Here is a 23,205-nt window from a genome sequence, read left to right as displayed (position 1 = left end):
CCAATCTTTAAACATTAGCTTATTCTTGAATTAATTAAGGGTGAATTTTGCGAAAAAATGTGATTTATTGTAACCCTTAATCCTGGGTTTGTCCATAGGTGGGGTGCGTCATAAGGATGAAATCTAATATTAAGGGGAAGATTGATAACTGACGCACCAGAAACACGCGCAGGGTGGATTAAACGCCACATCGAATCAATCTGGCGAGGAAATAGACTGCCATTTTAGCACCATAAGCCGATCGCCACCAGTTAGAAGGATGACATCCAGGGGGGGCAGATAGAGTAAAGTTAAGGTCTGGATAATCTAACCATTTATGTTCTTCGCGCCACCCCAAGCGATCGCTTACTTGAGTAAGCAAATCTATGTCAATCTTAGAGATATCATCATCTCCCCCTAAGTCGGTATAAATTTGTCGTTGAACGCTAAAGCCAAAGCGATTATTGCTATACTTAACCCAGAGGCTATCGATAAGATGTAGAGCGCTACAGGGAAAAATCATGACATCATCAGGCTTCAAATCATCATGATAAGCCTGAGTAGCAATTTCCAACATCACCTTAGTAGTTTCTAAATCTGCTTCTCGCCAATTTCCCTCAGCCAGCAAATTCTGTAACCGTCCGTAACGGTACTTATCACTAAGCAAAGACAAAATCTGGGCTAAAGTATCCTCCAATTTAGTAACTCTTTCCTCAAGGGAGGAGGAACTAACCGGAGCATGGGAAGTTTCCGAGGTTTCCAGAGGTAAATTTGGGGAAGGGGTAGGATCTTCAGAAGGTAGATCGGTAGATTCAAATTGCTGTGTATCTTCAGACATAATCAGTTTTATAGGTAATGCAGGTGCTAATTTTCGGTAAGGGTATGATCTAAGGGTTGACTTTGTGGTTGGTGTTGTTGATGTCCATTGGTCTGAGAACCATTAGAGCCAGAACCATTAGAGCCAGACCCATTAGGTCCAGAACCATTAGAGCCAGAACTATCAGAAGGTTGAGGCTTTTCACCTTTGAGGAAACGAGCCTCAAGGGTTTTAATAGCAATATAGAGGTTAGGAGTAATCAAGAGACTCAATAGAGTTCCGACTAACATTCCGCCAAAGATAGCAGTTCCCAAAGACCAACGACTAGACGCACCGGCACCGGAAGCAATTACCAGAGGCCAGAATCCGACCAAAGAAGAGATCGCGGTCATCTGAATAGGTCGGAAGCGTTGCTCTGCGGCTAGTGCTGCTGCTTTCTGAATATTAAGTCCCTTGTCTCGTAGTTGGTTAGCAAACTCGACAATGAGAATGGAGTTTTTAGAAGCCAAACCAATCAACATGACGAGAGCGACCTGAGCATAAACATCATTGTTAACTACAGGCCAAATGCCGCCAGCCATCAAGACATTAGAACGGAACCAAATAGCAGCCAAAGCGCCCAAAACAGCGAGAGGGACGGCTAACATAATAATGAGGGGGTCGATGTAGCTTTCATATTGTGCGGAAAGGACTAAAAAGGCAATGACAAATCCGAGTCCGAAGATGACGATCGCCGCACCGCCAGCAGCTTTTTCCTCTAAAGCGCTTCCTTGCCAAGCATAGCCGAAAGATGGGTCAAGGGTCTCGGCGGCGGCTTGTTCAATAGCTGCAATGACCTGTCCAGAACTGAAACCCGGAGCGGGGTCAGCCTGAATTCTCATAGATCGATAAAGATTAAAGCGGGTGATAATTTCCGGCCCGACTATTTCTTCAAACTTAACCAAGTTTTCCAAAGGAATTAAGTTCCCATCAAGCGATCGCACTGATAGGCGGCCGATATCAGAAGGATCAGCCCTAAACTCGGATTCTGCTTGAGCCACAACCCGGTATTGTCGTTGTCCGAGGACAAAATCATTGACATATAGGGAGCCAAAATAAATCTGTAGGGTGCTAAAAACATCACTGATATTGACATTGAGAGCCAGAGCGCGATCGCGTAATACCTGGATATTTTTCTGACCCTTAGATGCAGAAAACTGGCTAAAAGCCCTACCCACAGCCGGATATTTATCAGAGTTCAACTGAGCCAGTAAGCGATTACCATTGTCTACCAAAGCAGAAATCGGCAAATTACCACTGCGGTCTTGAATTTGGATTTCCACCCCCCCAGTGCTACCCATACCAGGAACCGGAGCGGCATTAACCGCAAAAGCCTGTACTGCTGTAACCCCTCTCAAAGCTCGATTAATGCGACCGAGAACCCCATAAACGGACTGTTCCGGGGTGGGTCTTTCACTCCAAGGCTTTAGCTGAACAAACATCACCCCCTGGGATGGATTAAGACCATCAAAACCAAACCCCGCCGCCGCGAATACTGATTCAACTTCTGGTTCTTCTAAGATCAGATCAGTAATTTCCTCAGCAGCATTAGCGGTGTAGTTAAGGGATACGCCATCAGGACCCTGTAGAATTACCAAAAAGAAGCCTTGGTCTTCTTGGGGAACAAATCCAGTAGGTACCCAGCCATACATAAGGACAGTCAGCACCAAACCACCGACAAAAATCCCCATCACCAGGGTATTAATCCGCACCAGAAACCGAATCAACTTGGCATATTGATTTTGTATGAAGCCAAAACCTTGGTTAAATTTCTCAAAAAACCATCCTAAAGGTCCCTTAGTTTTCTTAGCCGGACGCAATAGCACCCCAGCCATAGTCGGAGAGAAGCTGAGGGCGTTAAATGTGGAACAGATAATCGCAAAAGTAATGGTGAGGGAGAACTGCTGAAAGATGATTCCAGTAGTTCCGGGGAAAAAGGCAACGGGAATAAATACAGCCAGCAATACTAAGGAAGTGGATATGGTAGCGCCAGTGAGTTCTTCCATTGCGTCTAAGGCGGCTTGTCGTGGCTTCATCCCCTGAGCAATTTTACTAGAAACTGCTTCCACAATGACGATCGCATCATCAACGACCAAACCCGCCGCCAATGTACAACCAAACAGTGTGAGGGTATTGAGTTCAAACCCCATCGCCTTTAGACCTGCCATTGAGCCAATGAGTGCCACTGGGATAGCAATAGTAGGAATCAGGGTTGTGCGCCAATCCTGCAAAAACACAAAAATTACCAAAATTACCAGGGTAATAGTTTGCAGGAGGGTGATCACCACTTCCTGTAGGGAGGCTTGCACAAATAGAGTTGTATCATAGGGAATGGCATATCTAACCCCTGGAGGGAAAGATGCACTCAACTCTTGCATCTTTGACTTGACCGCCTCGGCTGTTTCCAAGGCATTACTACCGGGTCTTTGGTAAACAGCCATCCCCACGGCGGCTTGATTGTTATAGGTTGCGTCAAGGTTATAGTCCTGTGCGCCTAACTCTACCCGACCCACATCTGTAATTTTAATCAGAGTGCCATCGTTTCCGACACCAACCACCAATTGCTCAAATTCGGAGACATCTCGAAGGCGACCCTGAGCGCGCAAGGGGATCTCAAATCTTTGCTCCGGGGGGGTGGGAGCCTGACCAATTTTACCAGCGCCGACCTGAATATTTTGCTGTCGTAAGGCGGCGACTACATCTTGAGCAACTAATCCCCTAGCTGCGATTTTTTGGGGATTTAGCCAAATACGCATGGCATATCTACGTTCCCCCAAAATGGTTACACTCCCCACGCCAGGAGCGCGGGTAATTTCATCAAGAACATTTAAATCTAGGAAGTTACTGATAAAAACATCGTCATAAATAGGCTGGTTATTTTGATCAGTATCTGAATAAAATCCCAGTACCAACAGGATACTGGGTGAAGATGCTTCTACGGTGATACCGACCTGTTGAACGACATCAGGTAAACTTGATGCTGCCTGAGATACTCTATTGTTAACGTTAACCTGGGCAATATCTCGATCAACGTTGACAGGGAAGGCTACAGAGACATTAGAAACCCCATTATTAGCGGTGTTTGATGAGATATATCTCATGTTATCAACGCCGTTGATTTCCCGCTCTAAGATGCTAGTCACAGTGGTTTCTGTGGTTTCGGCATCAGCACCAATATTGACTGCAGTTACGTTGATTTGAGTGTTAGCCAGTTGTGGTAGTTGAGAAATAGGTAGCAGGGGAATAGATATCACCCCTACCAATACAATGAGAATGGAGCAAACTGTAGTGAGAACGGGGCGCTTGATGAAGGTGCTAACAAATAACAGCATAGACAATCAAATATAGGTGGTTAAGCATAGCGATCGAGATAAGGAACTTAATTTAGAGCGAGGGGGGGAAAGTAGCCTGATTATCAATGTTATCAGCCAGAAACCAAAGCAACTCTCCCCTATATGAAAGTTGATAATACCCGATTATGGCAATTTTAGGGCTTAGTTATTGGCGGGTGGTATCTAGTATCGGGGTTCCATCTCGCAATTGTAGTATGCCTTCGGTAATAACGCGATCGCCTGCTTGCACCCCAGAAAGCACCTCAAAACTCTGTCCTTGAATGCTTCCCAGTGTTACCGGAGCTTGTCTAGCGACTAAAATGGTTTCCCCGGAGGGGGTAGCTTGTTGTTGTGCTAAAAACACAAAACTCTGTGCGCCAATGCGGGTGACGGCATTAGTGGGAACTGTCACCCCAGTTTCCTGTTGCCAAATTACCCTAGCTCGGACTACTTGATCGGTGCGGAGTTCATTATTAGTGTTAGGGTAAATGGCTTTAGCCAAAATAGTCTGAGTCCCACTTCCGGCGTCAGGAGCAATATAGGATATGCTGGTGGTGCCAATGACTTCCCCAGTTTCTTGGCTTATCAGTTGTACAGGTATCCCCACCCTCAACTGAGGTAATAGGGAAATGGGGATATTGATATTAACCTCTAGGTTCTGGTTTTGTCGGATAGTGGTAACGGTGGTTTGGCTATCGACCAAATCTCCCGCTTTAATCGGCACATTACTGACAATGCCGGAAATAGGAGCGACGACACTATAGTAATCTAACTGTACTTGTTGAGCGACAGCCCCAGACCTAGCCCCTTGGATTTCTCTACCTATGAGGGCTATCTGTGCTTGCTGGGCTTCAATAGCTTTCTCCTGGCTGGCTATTTGAGCCTCTAGGGTAGCAATTTGGCGTTCTAGATCTCGGCGGGAACTTTCCACACTCGCCCTAGCTGCTTCAATGGTGCGCCCTTGACGAGATAAATTCATCCGAGCAGATTGGACTCTAGCGGTGGCGGCGAGAACTTGTTGTTCTTGGTTAGCTACCTCAGCCTCGCTGGTTTGTCTGTCCCGCAGTTTTTCATCATATAGCTCGCTGGAAACTACGCCTTCCTGCCATAATCTCTCGTAGCGCTCGTAGGTAGCCTGTCGCTGTTGTCGCACTGCTTCGCGTCTATCTAATTCGCGACGGGATCCTTCTAGGTTGTCTTGGGCGTTTTGTAGTTCAAATTCTAGTCTTTCCTGTTCTTCAATCTGAGCCTCTAACTCCCGCTCGGAACGCTGTAAATTGGCTCCTTGAGATTGAAATGATAGTTCGGCTCTGGTTCTGGTTAAGTTGGCTCGGAGGGCTTCTAATTCGGCTTCGGCACCACTTAATTGAGCCTGTCTGGCTTGTACTGTGGCGATCGTACCTTCAAAGTTGGCTAACTGTTGGGAACCATCAATTTGAATTATCGGATCTCCTACAGTTACCTGATCACCTAAGCGCACATATACTTCTTTTACTAATCCACTAACTCGCGGTCTGATGATAGAGTTTTCGATACCTTCAACTCTGGCATTATATTCGCTGCTGGATTGAACATCGGTGGTATCTACGTTTTCTATCTTGACGGGGACAGGTGGGCGACCAATGGCTTGAGGTTCTGCTGAACAACCATTGATAAGTACAAATAATAATAGCAGGGGTAGAGATGCGCTAGTTTTCAATAATATTTTGTTCATGGTACTACCGGGCAATTCGATGAGGAGATTTTACCAGGTTTAGAGGTAAATTTTCGCCTGACCCTTGGGTTGAGGATGAGATAAATTACTGATATTTTAGGGTCATTAACACTCCCGGCTGGGGATTATTGCGGTTTTTCCCAGGGGTTGACAGGAGGCTTTGATGAAAATTATGGATAGCTGACTCAAGCCCGATCGCACAGGGGGGAACGCACACAGAGATATAACAGAGGTCCGAATAGGGGAATGAGTGTCACCAACCATAACCAAGTCGGAGCCTGGTTGCCGCGCCGCGCGATATCATCTCCTAATAAGGCGGGAAATAATACTGATAATAAACAGAAATCCAGGCTCATCACGTGAATAAAACGGCTATTTTGCCATTGATAGATAAAGTCACGCCAATCTCCCTGAGTGATACCATAAAAGACTAGAACGATCGCTCCTACCATTAGCACTATGGCTGTGAATTTGCTGTCCCAAATGCGGATGAAGAGATTGGGAACTCCAGAAAATTCGGGGTTAGGTTTGCGCCACACCAAATAGGGTAAAATGGCGAAGGCACCCACGGCAAAAGATGCGATCGCAAAAAGCCACGCCGGGATTTTTTGACCTTGACCATCGGCAAAAATTACACAGCAGTAAATTAACGGCCAAATTCCCATGATATTAAATAGGGATATAATCAGGGGATTAATCCCCTCCCAATTCCCTACACTCAGGTTTTTAATCAAGTTAAAAGTAATTTCTGGCTGGTCTGGCGGCGCTAAGAAAAAGGCATAAATCACGAAGGTCAACCAGACCATCGCTAAGGCAATTTGAGAAGTTTTGACAGGGTTTTGGCTAGATACAATCATGGGAGAAATCTGTCTAAGGCGGCTTTTAGTTCCTCAATTTCCACGTCTATATTACCTTCTTTAGCTGCTCTGGCTATACATTCGGTTAAATGTTCATCTAGGATAATTCTAGCGACGCGATCGAGAGCCCCCCTAACGGCGGCAATTTGCACGAGTACATCGGGACAGGGGCGACTTTCTTGGACCATAGTTTTGACACCGCGAATATGTCCTTCAATGCGCGAGAGTCGATTGATAATACGTTTGAGTGATTCCTCGCTATGGACATGGGGATGAGTATGACTCAGAGCGTCCCCATGATGGCGATCGCTCACAGATACGCTAGGAACCCGGTCTGAATCTGATCCGATCATTTAACCCTGTGCCAAGCAACTACATAAAATCTTATTGTAGATAAGCGATCGCAAATCTATCAATACCAGCCAGGTCCGGGAGGATTTTAAGATCCCGATAACACCCTGCTGATTCTAACATGGATGTAACCGCTTCTCCCTGTCCTGCCATCATTTCTATGATCCAAATACCCCCAGGTTGTAAAAATTGGGGTGCTGTTTGTACTAGATGATGAATGGAGTCTAAGCCAGATTCGCCGCCATCGAGTGCTAGAGGGGGTTCATATAGGATTACTTCTGGTTGTAGGTTTGGTAGCTCCTGGCTAGGAATATAGGGCGGATTTGCCACCATGCCGCTGACCTTCCCTTTCAGGCTATGGAGGGGACCCCACCAAGACCCCTGGTAAAATTTTACCCGATTTTGATAACCTAGACTTTGGGCATTTTCCAGGGCGATCGCTAAAGCTGACCAACTGCAATCTACAGCATGAATCATGGCTTCGGGGAATACCGATGCTAACCCCAAAGCGATCGCACCACTACCTGTTCCCATATCTACCCAATTTCCTGACCCGGCTGATGGCGCGGCATGATAGGCTATATCAATGATTAACTCTGTCTCTGGACGGGGGATGAGAACCGCAGGAGACACCTTGAGGGTAAAATTTCGCCAGTGAACTACACCTAATAGATACTGTAGGGGGACTCGTTCCGTGATGCGACGTTCCCAGAGTTTGACAATTGCTGACCAGGGCTGATTTAGTTTAATGTATGGGCGATCGCCAAAGTCGTCTAATCTCAGGTCTAGGCGAGTCAGATCGGTGAGTGCTTCCAAAAACATATCTAATTCTATGGCGGAAACTTCGGCAGCGATCGCATCATTTTGAGCCTGTTTTTGCCACTGTCGCAGTTCCTCACCAGATATATAGTCACTTTCCCCTGTTTCCACCATTTAGCACCACCTGAAAACCTGCTTACAGCTTGTTCACCAGCCGCTTAATACATTGCCCTCACCCTAAATCCTGGCTCCCATAGGGGGAGAGGGACTTTAAGAGGTGATCAGATGATTTCTGAACAGGCTGTAGGCTGATGATATGGGGGGAAGTTGACAAGCAATCCCCCCCCACAAGTTGCCCTAACCCTAATTATTTCTCAAAAATTCCAAGGTTTCCCGGGGTGGAACTAAGATGATCCGATCTAAAAATTGGTTATCATCAGTTCGGAAGGCTTCTAATAACGCTTCCAGAGGAACCACCTGGACAGTAACCGAAGATATTAAGTCCGGTTGCTGTTCTTGAAATTGGGATAACATCCCCTCTAAGTCTTGTTTAGAGAAGAACATAGGAATCACTTGGTCATTGCCACGCTGGATGGTTAAATAACCATTGTCTGGGCCTCCTCTTGCCATAAACAGAGGCACGCCATTAAACTCATTAGGCGATCGACCACTTTGCTGCATTACCGCCCGGGCTGATTCTACCTCTCGCTGCACCGGAACATAAGCAAATTGGATATCATCAGGACGGTTGCGACTCTGTTGGCTCATTTTATAGACTTCCCCCAGAGAAACTGCTGTTACCTCCACGGAGTTAGCCAATTCAGGGTTATTGTTTCTCAGATTTTCCACAAATCTTAGAGCATCCTGACGGCTAATAAATATCCCTGCTACCGCAGCGGTACCGCTGCCATTTTCTCCAGCGGGAACTGTGGCCACTAGGGGGGAACCGGTAGGGTCGGTAATGGTAAATACTGGGACTGGCCGTAATTTTTCCTGAATTTCCTCTAATGTTAATGCTTCAGCCGCCTGGGTTCCCAGCAGAGATGCTCCCACGGTCCTCGGTGGGAGGATGGGACTCATTAACAAATGGCTACTGATAACTCCCAGTAACAGGCTCAAATGGAAAAATGATTTAATCATGTTCTCAAGTTGCGATCGTAATAGTTCATTTTGACATTTCCCCCACGCTTCCATATTGGCGTTATACCTGTAGGCTCATACAAATATGACAGCGAGGGTTGATCCATACCACCCATCAAGTCTGTTGATGGAGGCTAGAGTATTCCTGTATAGCGCAATTCTTACCCTGGCACGATAATAGTTAGACTGACGACCAAAAACAATTTTTTCTCCCGAACTCCCCAATAATTTTATATATTCTCACCCCCGGAGGATATGCCACGGGAGTTTTACCCGCACATTTTCCAGATCCTAACACAAACTTGCCCCGAATGGTCAAATTTGGGGACGAACGCGATCGCATTATTCAATCCCCAACACTACAGAATCATTATTCTCCTGGGATAACATTCGGATATCCATAATTCTTAATGAATAAACATAGAAGATGGTAAAACCAAGATTTATCATAGTCAGAAAAAGGGTCTGTTATTATGTTTTGCGATATCATCACTCAAAACGGGTTGACTTTTGCTATGGCTAGTCCAGCTAACGATTTCATGATCGTCTCGGAACTGCCAGATGAGCAAATTGCGCGCTTGTCAAGTCCGGGATTACCACAAGCGATCGCCCTTTTGCAGGGTGATGATTATTTGGTCAATGATGCACAAGGACGCATCCTCTTAGGAAATCAGGGGAATGATACGATTATCGGTAATTCCGGCAATGATACGATTTATGGCGGTCAAAACGATGATTACTTGAATGGTGGTTCTGGTGATGACCTGTTATTTGGGAATCGGGGCAATGATACCATTTATGGCGGGTCTGGCAATGATACTATCTATGGGGGTGTAGGCAATGATTGGATTGTCGGCGGGTCTGGTAATAACGTTTTATCAGGCGATCGAGGTTTAGACACTCTCACCGGAGGGAGTGGTGCTAATCAGTTTCTGTTGCCATCATCGACTGTCAATCAAGATCTGATTACCGACTTTAAGCCTGGTATCGATAAATTACGGGTTCCTGATGGGGTCACGATTGCTGATTTACGGATTAAACAATCCGATACGTCTACCTTGATTTTACTGGATGGTCAGACGGTGGCAACCCTGGAAAATGTCGATGTTGAATCAATCACTACTCGCGACTTTATTGGGGAACTAGGAGCAGCAAATCATGCTGATATTCAACTAGACTTAGGTGAAACTGGTTCTAACTTGCGTTTTGAACAGCAAGTGCTGGAATTGGTCAATCAAGAACGAGTTAGGGAAGATTTGCAACCACTAAGGCTGAACCCCCTACTCACCCAGGCGGCGCGTACCCATAGCACTAATATGGCACGGCAAGACTTTTTTAGTCACACCGGAATTGATGGATCTAATTTAACTGACCGGATTAGGGCCACAGGGTTTACATTGATAGTGCCATTGGCCGAAAATATTGCTGCGGGTCATACTACACCGGAGTTAGTGGTTGAGGGATGGATGGATAGTCCGGGACATCGTGATAATATTCTTAATCCAGATTTTACTCAGATTGGGGTGGGTCACTATTTCCTGGAAAATGATACGGGGGATCTGATGGACTATAACCATTATTGGACTAAAGTTTTCTCTGGTGGCTGATTTCAGCATCTCGGTCCAGCTAGTGCGATCGCCTATTAATCACAAAATAGCCAACTCTCAGCGGTGAGCTTGCACTTTCAGAATTTTGTGTTATCCTGGTTCGTAAGTTTCGGATATCCAGGAGGTGATGCCCATGAGTGACAGTAGTAAACGCATGGGTCACTGTGTTGGAGAACGCCGGCTGTGCGCCGGGGCTGACCTCTAAAATTCGGCCTAGGTTCCTATTGCTAGGAGCCGAAAAGCCTACTAAATGGTCTGGCTGGATTGGAGAGATCCTTCCGGCAGTCAGGTTCCAACAACAGAGACCCGCTAGACCGCTCTCATATCGCTGACTGATGTCCTGGTAGTATCCAAGGCTTGAGTTATCCGTGGGAGCGGATAGTTTTTTTTAGATGTAATAGAATTGGTGTATTTTTGATATGGCTGAACTACTGAGTGCAACTGAAATTCAACAAATGGCTACTCAGGTTCCCGAATGGTCTGTTGAGGGTAAAACTATTAAGTGTCTGAAAACCTTTAAGGGGTTTGTGGAAGCGGTGGCTTTTGTTAATCAACTGGTGGAACCCGCAGAGGCGGCAGGTCATCACCCGGATTTGGAAATTTCCTATAATAAGGTGACAATTACCCTGACTACCCATGATGCTGGGGGGTTGACTAAGAATGATTTTTCTATGGCTGAGAAAATTTCTAGTTTGAGTTAGATTCTATCAACGGCCCCACAATCCGCTAGAATTCCACACAGTAGGGTAGCTGTAAGCTGGTTCTAGGTTCTGATGTGGGATTATGGTCTTTGATAATCTTAATGTGTCTGTAGGGGTTAGTGAAGAGTTGCTGCTGATTGAAAAGCTGTTGGATATCGGTACGGCACTATCGGGAATTCATGATTTGGGAAAGCTGTTAAAGCTGATCCTCAGTAAGAGTCGGGAAATTACCTGTAGCGATGCGGGAAGTGTTTATCTGGTAGATTACAGTGATGATCGCCCTAAACTGCTGTTTAAGGTGGCTCAAAATCAGTCTTTGCCAAATTTGTCGTTCCGAGAATTTGCGATCGCTCTGACTGATAGGAGCCTGGCTGGTCATGTGGCTTTGACTGGGAAAAGTCTCAACATTGATGATGCTTACGACTTACCACAGGGACAGCCTTATCGTCTCGATCGCAGTTTTGATGAGAATATCTGTTATCGGACTCGCTCGGTTTTAGTTCTCCCCATGCAAAACCGGGAAGGGGAAACCCTGGGGGTTCTACAACTGATTAACCGCAAGCGACAATCTGATCTGGTGCTGACTCCTGAAAATACCATGGAGTACACCCAACCTTATTCTGATTGGGAAGAACGGATTTTGCGGAGTCTCGCTTCTCAGGCGGCGATTTCCATTGAACGCAGTGATTTACAAGAGAGTATTGAGTTACTATTTGAGGGGTTTGTGAAAACCTCCGTGCAGGTCATTGAGGCGCGAGACCCCTGCACTTTCGGACATTCGGAAAGGGTGGCAGTTTTGACGGTGCGTTTGGGGGAGGAAATTAATCAGATATCTGAGGGTCCCCTGGCGGCGGTACAATTTAGCGATCGCCAACTCCAAGAGTTACGTTATGCGGCACTACTTCATGATTTTGGCAAAGTGGGAGTTCCTGAAGCTGTTTTAAACAAGGCTAAGAAACTTTATCCTTGGGAATTGGAAATCATGAAAAAACGGTTTGCGATCGCTCGACAGAGTTTACAGATAGACTGTCTACAAAGGAAATATCAACTGCTTTTAGACTACAGCAGCAACCACTCCCAGAATAGCACAGAATGCCCCCACTGTCAAACTCTTGAAAGTATGGATTTGGAAATGAATCAGGAGATTGAGCAGTTGCAAGGGTTTTGGGAGATGGTGCTGGAAGCCAACGAACCGGAGATTTTACCTTCTCAACCCCTGGAAAAACTCCATGATTTATCAAAGATTACCTATCGGGATATAGATGGCAAGATTAAGCCGCTGGTGACACCAGAAGAGATTGAACAATTGTTAATAACTCAGGGTAATTTGACGGCTTCCGAACGCGAAATTATTGAAGGTCATGTCACCCATACCTATAATTTCTTAAAGCAAATTCCCTGGACTAAGGGACTGGAAAATGTGCCACAGATTAGCTATGGACATCATGAAAAGGTAGATGGTAGTGGCTATCCTTTGGGATTGAAAAAGGAGAAAATTCCGCTCCAATCACAAATGATGGCGATCGCTGATATTTATGACGCACTAACAGCAGGCGATCGACCTTATAAGCATGGACTTCTTACGGTTACAGCTCTGAAAATTCTGCGCAGTGAAGCGGCGGCGAATAAGATTAATGGGGATATTTTAACTGTATTTGAACAGCGCCAAGTCTATGAGTCTTTAGGACATACTTTAGATGTGGTGATGGAACTGGCTTAATGTTAGCATGAGAGTTAAGGATGGTTATGAGTAGCTCAATTCCTCACCCAGATAGCGGTAGTTTTAGCGTCAATTGTGCCGTTTTAACTGTGAGTGATACTCGCACTGAGTCCACGGATAAAAGCGGTGATTTGATTAAGCAAATGCTGAGAGATAATGGTCATCATCTAGGAAATTATGTGATAATTAAAGATGAACCGGACTTGATTACTCAGGCGCTTAATCAATGCTGTGGTGATGCTAAAATTCAGGCGGTGATTGTGAATGGGGGAACGGGAATAGCACCACGAGACACGACTTATGATGCTATTGAGGGGTTACTAGAAAAAACTTTACCTGGCTTTGGGGAACTGTTCCGGTTTTTGAGTTACGATGATATTGGTTCCCGTGCGATCGCCTCTCGCGCCACCGCCGGGGTATATCGGGAAACTCTATTATTTTCGGTTCCCGGTTCCCAAGGAGCAGTTAAACTAGCTATGGAAAAGCTGATTTTACCTGAGTTAGTTCATCTAGTTAAGCAATTACAAAAAGGCAGTTAATGAATCAAAATCAACCCTCAAGTGATAATCCTTGGGACTATAAACCCTGGTGGTGTCAACCGTGGTCAATTATGCTGACGGGAGTTAGCTTAATTAGCGGAAGTTGGCTAATCTTTCATCAGGTTTGGCTATCGGTAATTGTAGGGGTTCCCGTCCTGACCTGGATGGGATTTTTCCTGCTGATCTGGCCGGGATTAATGCGATCGGCTATGATGTCAGATGCTGAAGGTGACGATTAGGCTTTTTCTAGGGGAGCCATTGTCAAACCTTCGCGACTGAGTTGGGTATGGTACAATTCGGCTTGTTCTAGGGGGCCAACCCACACGGTCGCCTGACCTTCATAATGGACGCGGTTGGTCAACTCCCAGGCTTGATCGCTAGTCATTCCCGGAAGATATTTCATCAGACAGTTAGCGACGTGCTGAAAGGTATTAAAATCGTCATTAAGGACAATTACCTTATAGTTAGGGTAAGGCTTACGGACGGTTTGACTAGAACGACTGGGTGTAGTGGTAGGTGAGGCTATCATAGCTCTAGTTTAGTGTTTGACTAAATCAAGATTTTGTACTGATCATAAATCCATTATATTATATAACGTCACAGTCTGAGATGATCTCAGAGAATTAGTTTAGGGTGGGTATAGTTAGTAGATGCACTCTATATAATGACTGAAAGTTAAGAGAAATGTCGTCGCATAGTTAGGCAGTTACGATGGTCATCCAGGCGACAATAAGTGACTTCATCGGTGAGTTTAGACATCAAAATCAAACCCCTACCTTGTTCCTTTTCCAAAGGTGCAATCTTTTCGTTAAGAATCAAATGCAGGGTTTTGGGGAAGTCAAAAGGTTGACCAAAATCCCAGAGTTTGATTTCGATAGAATTAGATAAAATCTCCACCTGAATATCAATGGGAGTGGTCTTAGATAATCCATGATGTGCATGACGAACCGCATTAGTGAACCCTTCGGTAATAGCAATCTTGCATTCGTAGTTCAGATCGGGATGCAAAAAGGGAGTAGTTATCTGATCAAACCATTGTAATACTTCCTCTAAAAACAGTAGATCTGTACCTACTTTAAGATGCGATCGCATTAGTAGACTTTCATCTTCCATTAATCTTACATTGCACCACTATTTTTTTTGAACAAAATGGCGATCGTGCGGACAATCATTTTGAGATCATACATCAAGCTCCAGTTTTCCTGATATTTGAGATCAAGGCGAATAATATCTTCAAAATCCTTAATCTGCGATCGCCCGCCGACTTGCCATTCTCCAGTCATACCGGGTTTAACATCTAGGCGTTGCCATTGGGGAACCTCATAACGTTCGACTTCATCGGGAGTAGGTGGTCGAGTGCCGACTAGGCTCATTTCCCCCATTAAAACATTCCAAAATTGAGGTAATTCATCCAGGCTAGTGCGCCGCAAAAACCGACCTACTTTAGTAATCCTGGGGTCTTGATCATTTTTAAAGATTTGACCTTTCGCCTGATTAGGAATTGTGTTTTTGAGTTCTTCAGCATTAATCACCATAGAGCGAAACTTCCACATACGGAAACGCTTACCCATCCAACCGCAACGAATTTGACCAAACAAAATCGGACCAGGACTATCAAAGCGAATAGCAATGACAATTGGAATAGATAAAACTGCAGTAATTACTAATCCGACTAGAGCGCCGACAATATCAATAGAGCGTTTAACCACAGAGCGAACGGAAGGATGAGTAACGGGTAATTGGCTATTATCCCCATGAGGTGCGGGTTCATCCTGTTGAAAGGTTAAAACCTGATCAAGGGATGTTAAAGAAAAAACCGCCATTACCTGGGGACTGACATTTTTTAGCAAAAGTTCCACATTTTTGTTTTTGGCGGCTTTGAGGTTACTGACTAAGGCACCGACTCCGCTGCTATCGATAAATGTAGTCTCGCTAAAATCGAGAATAATAGCCTGTGGAACCTGATCTCCCAAAACGAGATTATGACAAGTTGACTTAAAATCCACAGCCTCCAATACACTGAGGCGATCGGGAATTTTGACCCAGGCTATATGATTTTGAAAATGGACAGGAAAATTAACTTCTGGGCTAGGACTGACCATATTAGTCTCTTAATGCTAGTAGGTGTATTTAAACTTACACAAATTATTGGGGTTGCATAGTTCTAATTTTAATCAAGAATTTCTCCGATCGCTACACGAGTGCCATTGACAAAATCCCAACCGGACTGAACCCGTTTTCCGGGTAACTTGACTTCGGAAACCAATAGGTATCCTGACCCGGTCTGAACAATTGGGCCGAAGCGTTTGGCGATCGCCACAATTTCCCCAATGTTACCGGGGTTAAGATCGGCGGTAGACAAACGAGCCAATGGTGGAGGAAGTTCTATTTGGGGAACAGAACCCAAGGGAACCGAGCCGCTAATTTTCAAACTTTGTCCCCTAAAGGTAGTGACACAATGGGGATAAAAGGCTCTAATTTGATTATGGAGGGCAACTGCTGACTTCGACCAATCAAGTTGATAATCTTCTGGCTGAATGAGAGGCGCTAATGTAGCTTGAGTATCATCCTGGGGAATAGGTTGTATCGTTTGCGATCGCATTTGTAGCAAAGTCTCCGTTAAAAGTTCCGCCGCCATATTAGCGAGACGTTCAGCCAAATTAGCTGCTTGGTCCTCCCAACTAATGGGGGTGTAACTCTTCAATAGCATGGGTCCTGTGTCCATGCCTTCATTCATCAACATGGTAGTAATTCCGGTTTCAGTCTCGCCATGATATAAACACCACTGAATAGGTGCCGCTCCGCGATATTTTGGTAAAATCGAGCCGTGAGCGTTGACACATCCTAATTTAGGGATCTGCAAAAGTTCCGGGGAGAGGATTTGTCCATAAGCGACTACCACAAAAACATCAGCCTCAACTTCCCGCAAATTAGCCAAAGTTTGTGGATCCTTTTTAAGGCGACGGGGTTGCCAAACTGGTAGACCTGCACATAATGCGATCGCCTTTACCGGGGAAGGGCTAGTTTTACTACCACGTCCCCGTCGTTTATCTGGTTGAGTAACCACCCCAACCACCTGAAATTGCTCATCAGTCAATAATCGTTGCAAACTAGGCACAGCAAACTCAGGCGTACCAAAAAAAACCAGTCTCATGTATAAATTTTCCCTTTGTGTTTAGATTTAGGTTTTTCAGGGGGGGGTAATGGCAACTTCAATGCGGCGGTTAAGTTGTCTATTGATGTCCGAGGTATTTTCCAACGCTGGGCGAGTCATACCATAACCGATCGCCACCCAATGATAAGCCTGGTAGTCCACAGCATTAGAGAGGTATTGCACCACTGCTTCCGCCTGTGCAGAGGACAAAACCAGATTTTGCTGACGGCGAGCGCTATCATCAGTATGACCTGCCACCCGCACTACTGCCCCCCGATAGTTTTGCAGATCTGGAATCAAGTTATCCAGGATCACATTAGCCCCAGGGCGCAAAGTGCTACTACCTGGGTTAAATAAAATATCACTGGGTAAAGTCATGATCAAGCCACTTCCAGATCTAGACCTAGCAGTGCGGGGAGTTGGTGGGGGTATATTTTCCGCCTCCGGGGAGCTAGGGGCTGTTAATTGCTGTTCTATAATTTGTAAGCGTCTCTCCAACGTTTCTGCTGGCCGACTATTACCGATTTGAATTTCTAGGGCGGCGGTGCGACCGATCAAGGCATTGAGATCTTGTTGTAATTGTTGGAGTTGGGGTTGTAAGGTTTGTTGGACTTCCGGAGTTAGGGAAGTAGGCGACGCTTTGGGGGGAGTGAGTCTAGGAGTTTCTCGGTCTGGGAAAGAGGGTTGATATGCTGGCTCGCGCCTTAATAACTGTTCAGTTAGGGGCATTTCCGAACTGGTGTTCGGGTAAACTTGAGCTACAGCCATTCCCACTACCCAAGCCACAGCACTACCTACCCCCAACAATAACAGACGAAAAATGAAGGACAACAGCCCCACCAAAACCCCGGAATTGGATTTAGGGGAAGATTTACTTGGTTTTGGATCTGCCATAAATTTACCCTCAATTGCCATTAGGTTATCAGTTTTCCCAAGGACGCACTTCTAACGGACCTGCGGGATGATTAAATATCACCATCATATCCGCTTGGGGTTCTGCTGGGTCAGGTCCTACCTGCTGAAAGCGTAACTCTGATAGGGGAATGGGAGCCTCTTCCTCTGGGGTAACATCCTCAACTGCTTCATAATCTATAATTTTGCCATCACTGGCTACTGTAACCCGATAAACTAGGGTTCGGTTAATGCGAGCAACCCATGCTTGGTTTATCTGAGCAAACAATTCTCGCTGTAATCTCTCAATTTCCTGGGGGTCATCAATAGATGGCGGTGAGACTAAATTAGGTTGTAAATTAGACTGGCCAATGGTAGCACCGGGTTCGCCAATAGTGGTATTTTCCCCCTCTGTGTCTGTATTAACTCCCTGTGGTGGAGATTGTCCGGCTGATGGTGGTCTTTCAGTTTCTGATAGTGATTGGGTTTCTGTGGACTCTTGAGGATTAGGTTCTAGGGGTCGCCGAACCTCTGGAACTGGCAGAGCAAATAATGCGATCGCTGCAATAGCCAATCCAGACACCCCTACCGCTACAGGTATCGCCCTTTGGGTAACAGATTGCTCTGCCTTAGTATAACGCTTGGGAATAGCTTTTAACTGCAAGGAAAGCTCAGGTAAAGTCCCAGAATCAGCGAAAAACTGATCCACTGCTTCCACCAGATCAAATAACTGCACCGTGGTTAAATCTAATTCCACTGGGGATGTCGGATCGGTTTTCATCTGGGAATCCCCATCTAACGGGGTATTACGGACAATCAGGCGGTGTAAATTGCCGTCTAGTCTGCGTAACTCCACCATAGGAACCTCAGCAGCAGTGTTAGCAGAGGGGGGATGTGATACGCCGCTGAGAAATTCTTGGGCGTATTGACTCACCCGTTGCAGTAAACACTCGAAAAACTCTTTCCCTCCCACAATAGGCTGAGGATAACCGACAAAATGGCACTCCGCATTCATCAATCGCGATAAACGGGGCCGAGTTTCTGAGGTATTATCTGTGGGACTACTCAACCCATGCAAAATCAGCTTGCAGTTAGGCAAACTGTACTGACGTATAATCGTCATGCTATCTCTCCATCAAACAGACTCATCCAAAACCGTTGCATCCCTGCCGTGCCTGTACAGAATAGCAATTTTCCCAGCAAAGCGATCGCTAAATCATTGAGTTTCTCTGGGGAGTTGTAAGCAATTACACCCGCGCGCCGAGGATTCATCCGACTACGGAAGTGAGCCTGGAACCTTTCCAGATAGCTATATAATTGCAAATGCTGTTCTATGGGGATTTGCTTGCGCTGCATTTGCTCAAAGTCAATCAGCAACTGGCGAATTCTCACTGTTAACTCTCGACTTATCATGGCAATAATCACCACTAGGGCTTTAGCTTCCTTCAGAGTGAGGGGTTGTCGTTGGCTGTAGCGTCGCAGGGGGTTAGTGCTACGCAGTCGCCATAATACCACTCGATTCGGGATAATTCCTTGCAGTTCTAACTCCGATATCTTGACCAGCATTCGTTCGGAACTCCCCAGGGCGAGGGCTTCAATGGCTAGTAACATCAGGTCGATTTGTAATCGCGCCCGACGGGGACATCCTTTGTCGGAGATGGGTATATCCGGCAAACTGTCTAATATGACTGGGTTTAAATTAGTTTGATAGGGTTCTACTTGCATTATGCTCACGGCAACATCGATTCCAACACAATATATAGTTAAAGATTGGTTAGCAAATCTGATACATTTACGCGACATTTTTCCGATTGTTCCCGGACAATGCAACGATAGCACTATTACCCGTTAAGGTAACAGAGGCGGTATCCCGCAAAGCTTTTAGAAAGATTCCAAAAGCACCGTTCCAGTCCCGTGGTAGAGTGAACCCCCACTCCGGACATCGGAACACTTTTGAGCCACCTAGCTGGGAATGGACATGACCACAGTGAGTACAGGTTTTGCTGGTGTATTCTTCGGTCACATCTACAACTGTTCAGTTATTTCCGCGCTTATGTCTCAGGGTTAGTTTGAATCGATAATGCGCCCATTTCAGCATGGCGCGGGCAGTCTTAGACCTGATTAGACGCTTCACCTTGGCAACCATATTGGAAGTCTCGAAGGGGGGCAAAAAAATCAGGCTGTGTTATGGGATGGCCAGGGATGCGACCCAATCAACCAGGGGGTTGAAGTCCTCACCGGGTAGTCCCCACGCCCATTTCAGCTCGATTTCATACCCGAAGGTCTCGCACCATACTTGGTATTATACCGTATTGCCGTAAAATGTTAACCTAATTTGAGATGAAATCATGCTCCTAATATTTACATTACCCTGATGGATCTTAAATCTTTTATTCGCGATATCCCAGATTTTCCTAAGCCCGGTATTGTCTTTAGAGATATTACTACCCTGTTAAGGGATTCTCAGGGCTTACGCTATACGATTGACACTTTGAAGGATAAGTGCGATCGCCTCTCCCCAGATTATGTCGTGGGTATGGAGTCCCGTGGGTTTCTGTTTGGGGTTCCCCTGGCTTATCAGTTGGGTTGTGGGTTTATCCCCGTGCGAAAACCTGGGAAGCTACCAGGACAGGTCATCACTGCACAATACCAGTTAGAATATGGGAGCGATCGCCTGGAAATGCACATTGATGCCATGGCACCAGGTAGCAAGGTTCTGATTGTTGATGATCTGATAGCTACCGGGGGAACGGCGACGGCGACGGCTCAATTGGTACAAGAGGCTCAGTGTCATTTGGTGGGTTTTGCTTTTATCATCGAGTTAAAGGCCTTGGGGGGACGAAATCAATTACCTGATGTCCCCATTGTCACTTTAATTGATTATGACTGAAAAAAAAATATGAGCATTGACTCTGATAACTTGTTGTATGTGGCGAAACGACTTTTTCAGGCGCTGATTACTCTGCTATTGGCTTCTGTACTCTGTTTTGCGATCGTCCAACTGGCTCCGGGTGATTATCTTGATAAATATATCAATAATCCCCAAATTTCTGAGGACACTCTCAATCAGTTTAGAGAACAATTCGGATTAGACCAACCTCCTATTATCCAATATTGGAATTGGCTAACCCAAATTGTCACTAGGGGGAACTTTGGCTATAGTTTTGAAAATCAGCGATCGGTCACGGATTTACTCTGGGAAAGAGTCCCCGCTACCCTACTGTTAGCTATTTCTTCCCTCATTCTAACTTGGGCGATCGCACTTCCCCTAGGAATTTTGGCCGCCGTTAATCAAAACCGCCGAGTCGATCGCACCCTACAAGTAATCAGCTACACTGGTCAAGGGTTCCCCAGTTTCATCACCGCCTTACTGTTACTATTTTTAGCCCAAAAAACTTCCCCTCTTTTTCCCGTTGGAGGTATGACCAGCATAGACTATCCTGATTTGTCTCTCTTGGGGAAAATCGGTGATATTGCTTGGCACATGATTTTACCAACCCTGGCTTTAAGTATAACCAGTTTCGCGGGTTTACAGCGACTCATGCGCGGTCAATTACTCGATGTCTTACGTCAAGACTATATCCAAACGGCGCGCGCTAAAGGTCTCCCAGAAAACCGAGTGATTTATGTTCACGCTCTCCGAAATGCCATCAATCCTTTAATTACCTTATTAGGATTTGAATTCGCTAGTTTATTAGGCGGCGCTTTTATTGCCGAAACCTTTTTTAACTGGCCGGGACTAGGAAGGTTAACTTTAGAAGCAGTTAGACAACAGGACCTTTATCTAGTTATGGCTAGTTTAATGATGGGTGCTGTTATGCTGATTCTGGGTAATCTTTTGGCGGATTTACTTTTAAAATCAGTAGACCCTCGCATCAAACTCGAAAACCTGAATTAATCCCCCCTCCGGTGCGTCATACCCCGGTTATATTCATCCTCACCCCTCTCCTCTCCTACACTGGGAGAGGGTATCTAACCTATAAGGTGGCAAATTTATCTGATATGTCAATTAGCGCTTTTTGAATGCCTGGTTCACTCATGGAATGTCCAGCATCAGGAATAATAATTAACTCGGCTTCCGGCCAAGCCTGATGCAATTCCCAGGCGGTTTTCATGGGACAAACTACATCATAACGACCCTGAACGATCGCCGCTGGAATATGACGGATACGCTGAACATTAACTAATAGTTGGTCTTCGGATTCAAAAAAACCTTGATTGACAAAATAGTGGCATTCAATTCTAGCGAAAGCCGTGGCAAAATTGCCATCACCAAATCTTTGGATTAAATGCTGATCTGGCAATAATTTACTGGTGCTGGCTTCCCAAATTGACCAAGCCTTAGCCGCCGCCAATTGTATTTGGGGGTCATCACTGGTTAAACGACGATAATAGGCTGAGATTAAATCGTCACGTTCTTCTGGGGGAATAGGTTTGATATATTCCTGCCAAGCATCAGGGAAAATGTAGCTGGCTCCCTCCTGATAAAACCATTGTAGTTCGGCTTTTCTTAACATAAAAATACCCCGCAAAATCAACCCTTGACAATGCTGGGGGTAAGTCTGACTATAGGCTAGGGATAGGGTACTTCCCCAACTACCACCAAACACCACCCAACTGTTAATATTTAGGTGATTTCGCAGGCGATCGATATCTTCTACTAAATGCCAAGTCGTATTTTCTTCTAATTCTGCATGGGGGATACTTTGACCGCATCCCCGTTGGTCAAACATGATAATTCGCCACTTTTCGGGGTCAAAATATCGACGATATTCTGGTAAGCATCCGCCGCCGGGTCCCCCATGAAGTATCACCACTGGTTTACCTTCTGGGTTCCCGGACTGTTCAAAATAAATGGTATGTAAGGAACTAACTTGTAGTTTGCCTTCGGCGTAGGGTTCTATGGGAGGGTAAAGTTGGCTCATGTTTGAGTTATTCTATGGTTGGTAATTAGTTGTTGATAATGAGGGGATAAACGGCTTGAGGATTAAGCTGTAGGCGACACATTTCTCGCCTAGCTAAACCATCAGCATAGCACTGATTAATTTCTGTGGTTCCGTCTTCTGAGGCGATCGCTTCTATGAAAAACACCTGGGGAACCTCCGCAAAAGCCCAGCCAAATTTACCAGTTTCTCCAGGTTGTAACTCCCCTGGGCTAACGGTGGCTTGGTGGCTTTCTACTTCCACTAAAATATTACCTTCCTGACGGTATAAACGATAAACTACTTGTAGCGATCGCACTACCTCTGAACTCTGATTAGTCAGTTTACCTTCTACCGTATAACGTCCGGCGGTGAGGGTTTCATTAGTCACCATTTGCATTTCACTAATTTGGAAGGGTTGATTTTGGGCTAATAACAATGGAGATGAAACCACTATATGGGGAACTGATATAGCCGGGTTAGGGAGTAAGGTTCCCAGTCCTAATGCTGAAATTAAGAAAATCCGCGAATAACTTAACATAGGTCAAATCTGATATATACTGATGATGGTGGTTAGCCTAGGCAGGAATTGCTAAGGACTGCACCACTCCAATTTTATCGCGATCGCTGTCAATTTTCATCACCTAGAGGAAGAAAAAGGCAGAATTCCCCTAGGGCTGATT

General features: G+C 45.5%; 23 protein-coding genes and 1 pseudogene. 7 read left to right on the top strand and 17 right to left on the bottom strand.

The window, feature by feature from the left end; genetic code table 11:
• Positions 1 to 178: 178 nt before the first annotated feature.
• The 7 genes from HFV01_RS18765 to HFV01_RS18735 all read right to left on the bottom strand — a co-directional run bounded on the left by HFV01_RS18765 (position 179) and on the right by HFV01_RS18735 (position 9,042).
• Positions 179 to 817: a GUN4 domain-containing protein gene (locus HFV01_RS18765; RefSeq protein ID WP_193520284.1), complete on the bottom strand. Its 639-nt coding sequence runs from the start codon at positions 815 to 817 to the stop codon at positions 179 to 181.
• A 26-nt stretch (positions 818 to 843) separates the two neighbouring features.
• Positions 844 to 4,167, bottom strand: coding sequence for an efflux RND transporter permease subunit (locus tag HFV01_RS18760; protein ID WP_046320431.1), 3,324 nt, complete (start codon positions 4,165 to 4,167; stop codon positions 844 to 846).
• 166 nt (positions 4,168 to 4,333) lie between these two features.
• Entirely contained in the window at positions 4,334 to 5,881 is a 1,548-nt protein-coding gene (locus tag HFV01_RS18755; RefSeq protein ID WP_006668019.1) for an efflux RND transporter periplasmic adaptor subunit, read from the bottom strand.
• Positions 5,882 to 6,066: 185 nt separating this feature from the next.
• Positions 6,067 to 6,738: a hypothetical protein gene (locus tag HFV01_RS18750; RefSeq protein WP_006620729.1), complete on the bottom strand. Its 672-nt coding sequence runs from the start codon at positions 6,736 to 6,738 to the stop codon at positions 6,067 to 6,069.
• A complete protein-coding gene (locus HFV01_RS18745) occupies positions 6,735 to 7,091 on the bottom strand; it encodes a metal-sensing transcriptional repressor (protein WP_006620728.1) in 357 nt (118 codons plus the stop codon). The genes HFV01_RS18750 and HFV01_RS18745 overlap by 4 nt, the downstream gene beginning before the upstream one ends.
• Positions 7,092 to 7,122: 31 nt before the next feature.
• Positions 7,123 to 8,022 (bottom strand): peptide chain release factor N(5)-glutamine methyltransferase, encoded by a 900-nt coding sequence (gene prmC, locus HFV01_RS18740; RefSeq protein ID WP_006620727.1) that lies wholly within the window; start codon positions 8,020 to 8,022, stop codon positions 7,123 to 7,125.
• 189 nt (positions 8,023 to 8,211) lie between these two features.
• Entirely contained in the window at positions 8,212 to 9,042 is an 831-nt protein-coding gene (locus HFV01_RS18735; protein WP_006620726.1) for a Tic22 family protein, read from the bottom strand.
• Between the two features lie 461 nt (positions 9,043 to 9,503).
• Between HFV01_RS18735 and HFV01_RS18730 the strand changes: the two genes are divergently transcribed.
• From HFV01_RS18730 to HFV01_RS18710, 5 genes are all read left to right on the top strand, one after another.
• Positions 9,504 to 10,595 carry a CAP domain-containing protein gene (locus HFV01_RS18730; protein WP_318285802.1) on the top strand — a complete coding sequence of 364 codons (1,092 nt, stop codon included), beginning with the start codon at positions 9,504 to 9,506 and terminating at the stop codon, positions 10,593 to 10,595.
• Between the two features lie 419 nt (positions 10,596 to 11,014).
• Positions 11,015 to 11,296, top strand: coding sequence for a 4a-hydroxytetrahydrobiopterin dehydratase (locus tag HFV01_RS18725; RefSeq protein WP_193520282.1), 282 nt, complete (start codon positions 11,015 to 11,017; stop codon positions 11,294 to 11,296).
• Between the two features lie 82 nt (positions 11,297 to 11,378).
• Complete coding sequence (locus HFV01_RS18720) at positions 11,379 to 13,016, top strand: HD domain-containing phosphohydrolase (RefSeq protein ID WP_193520281.1); 1,638 nt, start codon at positions 11,379 to 11,381, stop codon at positions 13,014 to 13,016.
• Positions 13,017 to 13,042: 26 nt separating this feature from the next.
• On the top strand, positions 13,043 to 13,555 hold the full coding sequence (locus tag HFV01_RS18715) for a MogA/MoaB family molybdenum cofactor biosynthesis protein (protein WP_006620721.1): 513 nt from the start codon (positions 13,043 to 13,045) through the stop codon (positions 13,553 to 13,555).
• Positions 13,555 to 13,794, top strand: a complete 240-nt coding sequence (locus HFV01_RS18710; RefSeq protein WP_006620720.1) for a DUF6737 family protein — start codon at positions 13,555 to 13,557, stop codon at positions 13,792 to 13,794. Before HFV01_RS18715 ends, HFV01_RS18710 begins: the two co-directional genes overlap by 1 nt.
• On the opposite strand, the gene clpS is transcribed toward HFV01_RS18710, so the two are convergent.
• From clpS to HFV01_RS30950, 8 genes and pseudogenes are all read right to left on the bottom strand, one after another.
• Positions 13,791 to 14,084 carry an ATP-dependent Clp protease adapter ClpS gene (gene clpS, locus HFV01_RS18705; RefSeq protein WP_006620719.1) on the bottom strand — a complete coding sequence of 98 codons (294 nt, stop codon included), beginning with the start codon at positions 14,082 to 14,084 and terminating at the stop codon, positions 13,791 to 13,793. The genes HFV01_RS18710 and clpS overlap by 4 nt on opposite strands.
• A 146-nt stretch (positions 14,085 to 14,230) precedes the next feature.
• Entirely contained in the window at positions 14,231 to 14,668 is a 438-nt protein-coding gene (locus HFV01_RS18700) for an ATP-binding protein (protein WP_006670153.1), read from the bottom strand.
• A 5-nt stretch (positions 14,669 to 14,673) separates the two neighbouring features.
• Positions 14,674 to 15,657, bottom strand: a complete 984-nt coding sequence (locus tag HFV01_RS18695; RefSeq protein WP_006670152.1) for a sugar transferase — start codon at positions 15,655 to 15,657, stop codon at positions 14,674 to 14,676.
• 68 nt (positions 15,658 to 15,725) lie between these two features.
• A complete protein-coding gene (gene fmt, locus HFV01_RS18690) occupies positions 15,726 to 16,709 on the bottom strand; it encodes a methionyl-tRNA formyltransferase (protein ID WP_006670151.1) in 984 nt (327 codons plus the stop codon).
• 36 nt (positions 16,710 to 16,745) lie between these two features.
• Positions 16,746 to 17,603 (bottom strand): OmpA family protein, encoded by an 858-nt coding sequence (locus HFV01_RS18685; protein ID WP_006670150.1) that lies wholly within the window; start codon positions 17,601 to 17,603, stop codon positions 16,746 to 16,748.
• 28 nt (positions 17,604 to 17,631) lie between these two features.
• Positions 17,632 to 18,723: a DUF4335 domain-containing protein gene (locus HFV01_RS18680; protein ID WP_008049380.1), complete on the bottom strand. Its 1,092-nt coding sequence runs from the start codon at positions 18,721 to 18,723 to the stop codon at positions 17,632 to 17,634.
• Positions 18,720 to 19,325, bottom strand: a complete 606-nt coding sequence (locus tag HFV01_RS18675) for a DUF3038 domain-containing protein (protein ID WP_006620713.1) — start codon at positions 19,323 to 19,325, stop codon at positions 18,720 to 18,722. Before HFV01_RS18675 ends, HFV01_RS18680 begins: the two co-directional genes overlap by 4 nt.
• A 67-nt stretch (positions 19,326 to 19,392) precedes the next feature.
• Positions 19,393 to 19,785 (bottom strand): annotated as a pseudogene (locus HFV01_RS30950) (zinc ribbon domain-containing protein); the annotation flags it as partial.
• Between the two features lie 189 nt (positions 19,786 to 19,974).
• On the opposite strand from HFV01_RS30950, the gene HFV01_RS18660 reads away from it, so the two are divergent.
• Together HFV01_RS18660 and HFV01_RS18655 are read left to right on the top strand one after the other, a co-directional pair.
• Complete coding sequence (locus tag HFV01_RS18660) at positions 19,975 to 20,490, top strand: adenine phosphoribosyltransferase (protein ID WP_193520280.1); 516 nt, start codon at positions 19,975 to 19,977, stop codon at positions 20,488 to 20,490.
• Between the two features lie 9 nt (positions 20,491 to 20,499).
• On the top strand, positions 20,500 to 21,498 hold the full coding sequence (locus HFV01_RS18655) for an ABC transporter permease (protein WP_006620710.1): 999 nt from the start codon (positions 20,500 to 20,502) through the stop codon (positions 21,496 to 21,498).
• Between the two features lie 79 nt (positions 21,499 to 21,577).
• Here the strand turns inward: HFV01_RS18655 and pip are convergent, their stop codons facing one another.
• The gene (pip, locus tag HFV01_RS18650) at positions 21,578 to 22,525 is read right to left on the bottom strand and encodes a prolyl aminopeptidase (protein ID WP_193520279.1); all 948 of its coding nucleotides are present in this window, start codon (positions 22,523 to 22,525) and stop codon (positions 21,578 to 21,580) included.
• Positions 22,526 to 22,550: 25 nt separating this feature from the next.
• Positions 22,551 to 23,063 (bottom strand): FxLYD domain-containing protein, encoded by a 513-nt coding sequence (locus HFV01_RS18645; protein ID WP_006620708.1) that lies wholly within the window; start codon positions 23,061 to 23,063, stop codon positions 22,551 to 22,553.
• Positions 23,064 to 23,205: the final 142 nt, after the last annotated feature.

This window comes from Limnospira fusiformis SAG 85.79 (genome assembly GCF_012516315.1).
GTDB classification, from domain to species: Bacteria; Cyanobacteriota; Cyanobacteriia; order Cyanobacteriales; family Microcoleaceae; genus Limnospira; species Limnospira fusiformis.
Note: the sequence above shows the minus strand (reverse complement) of the source record. Positions and strands in the feature narration are given on the sequence as shown.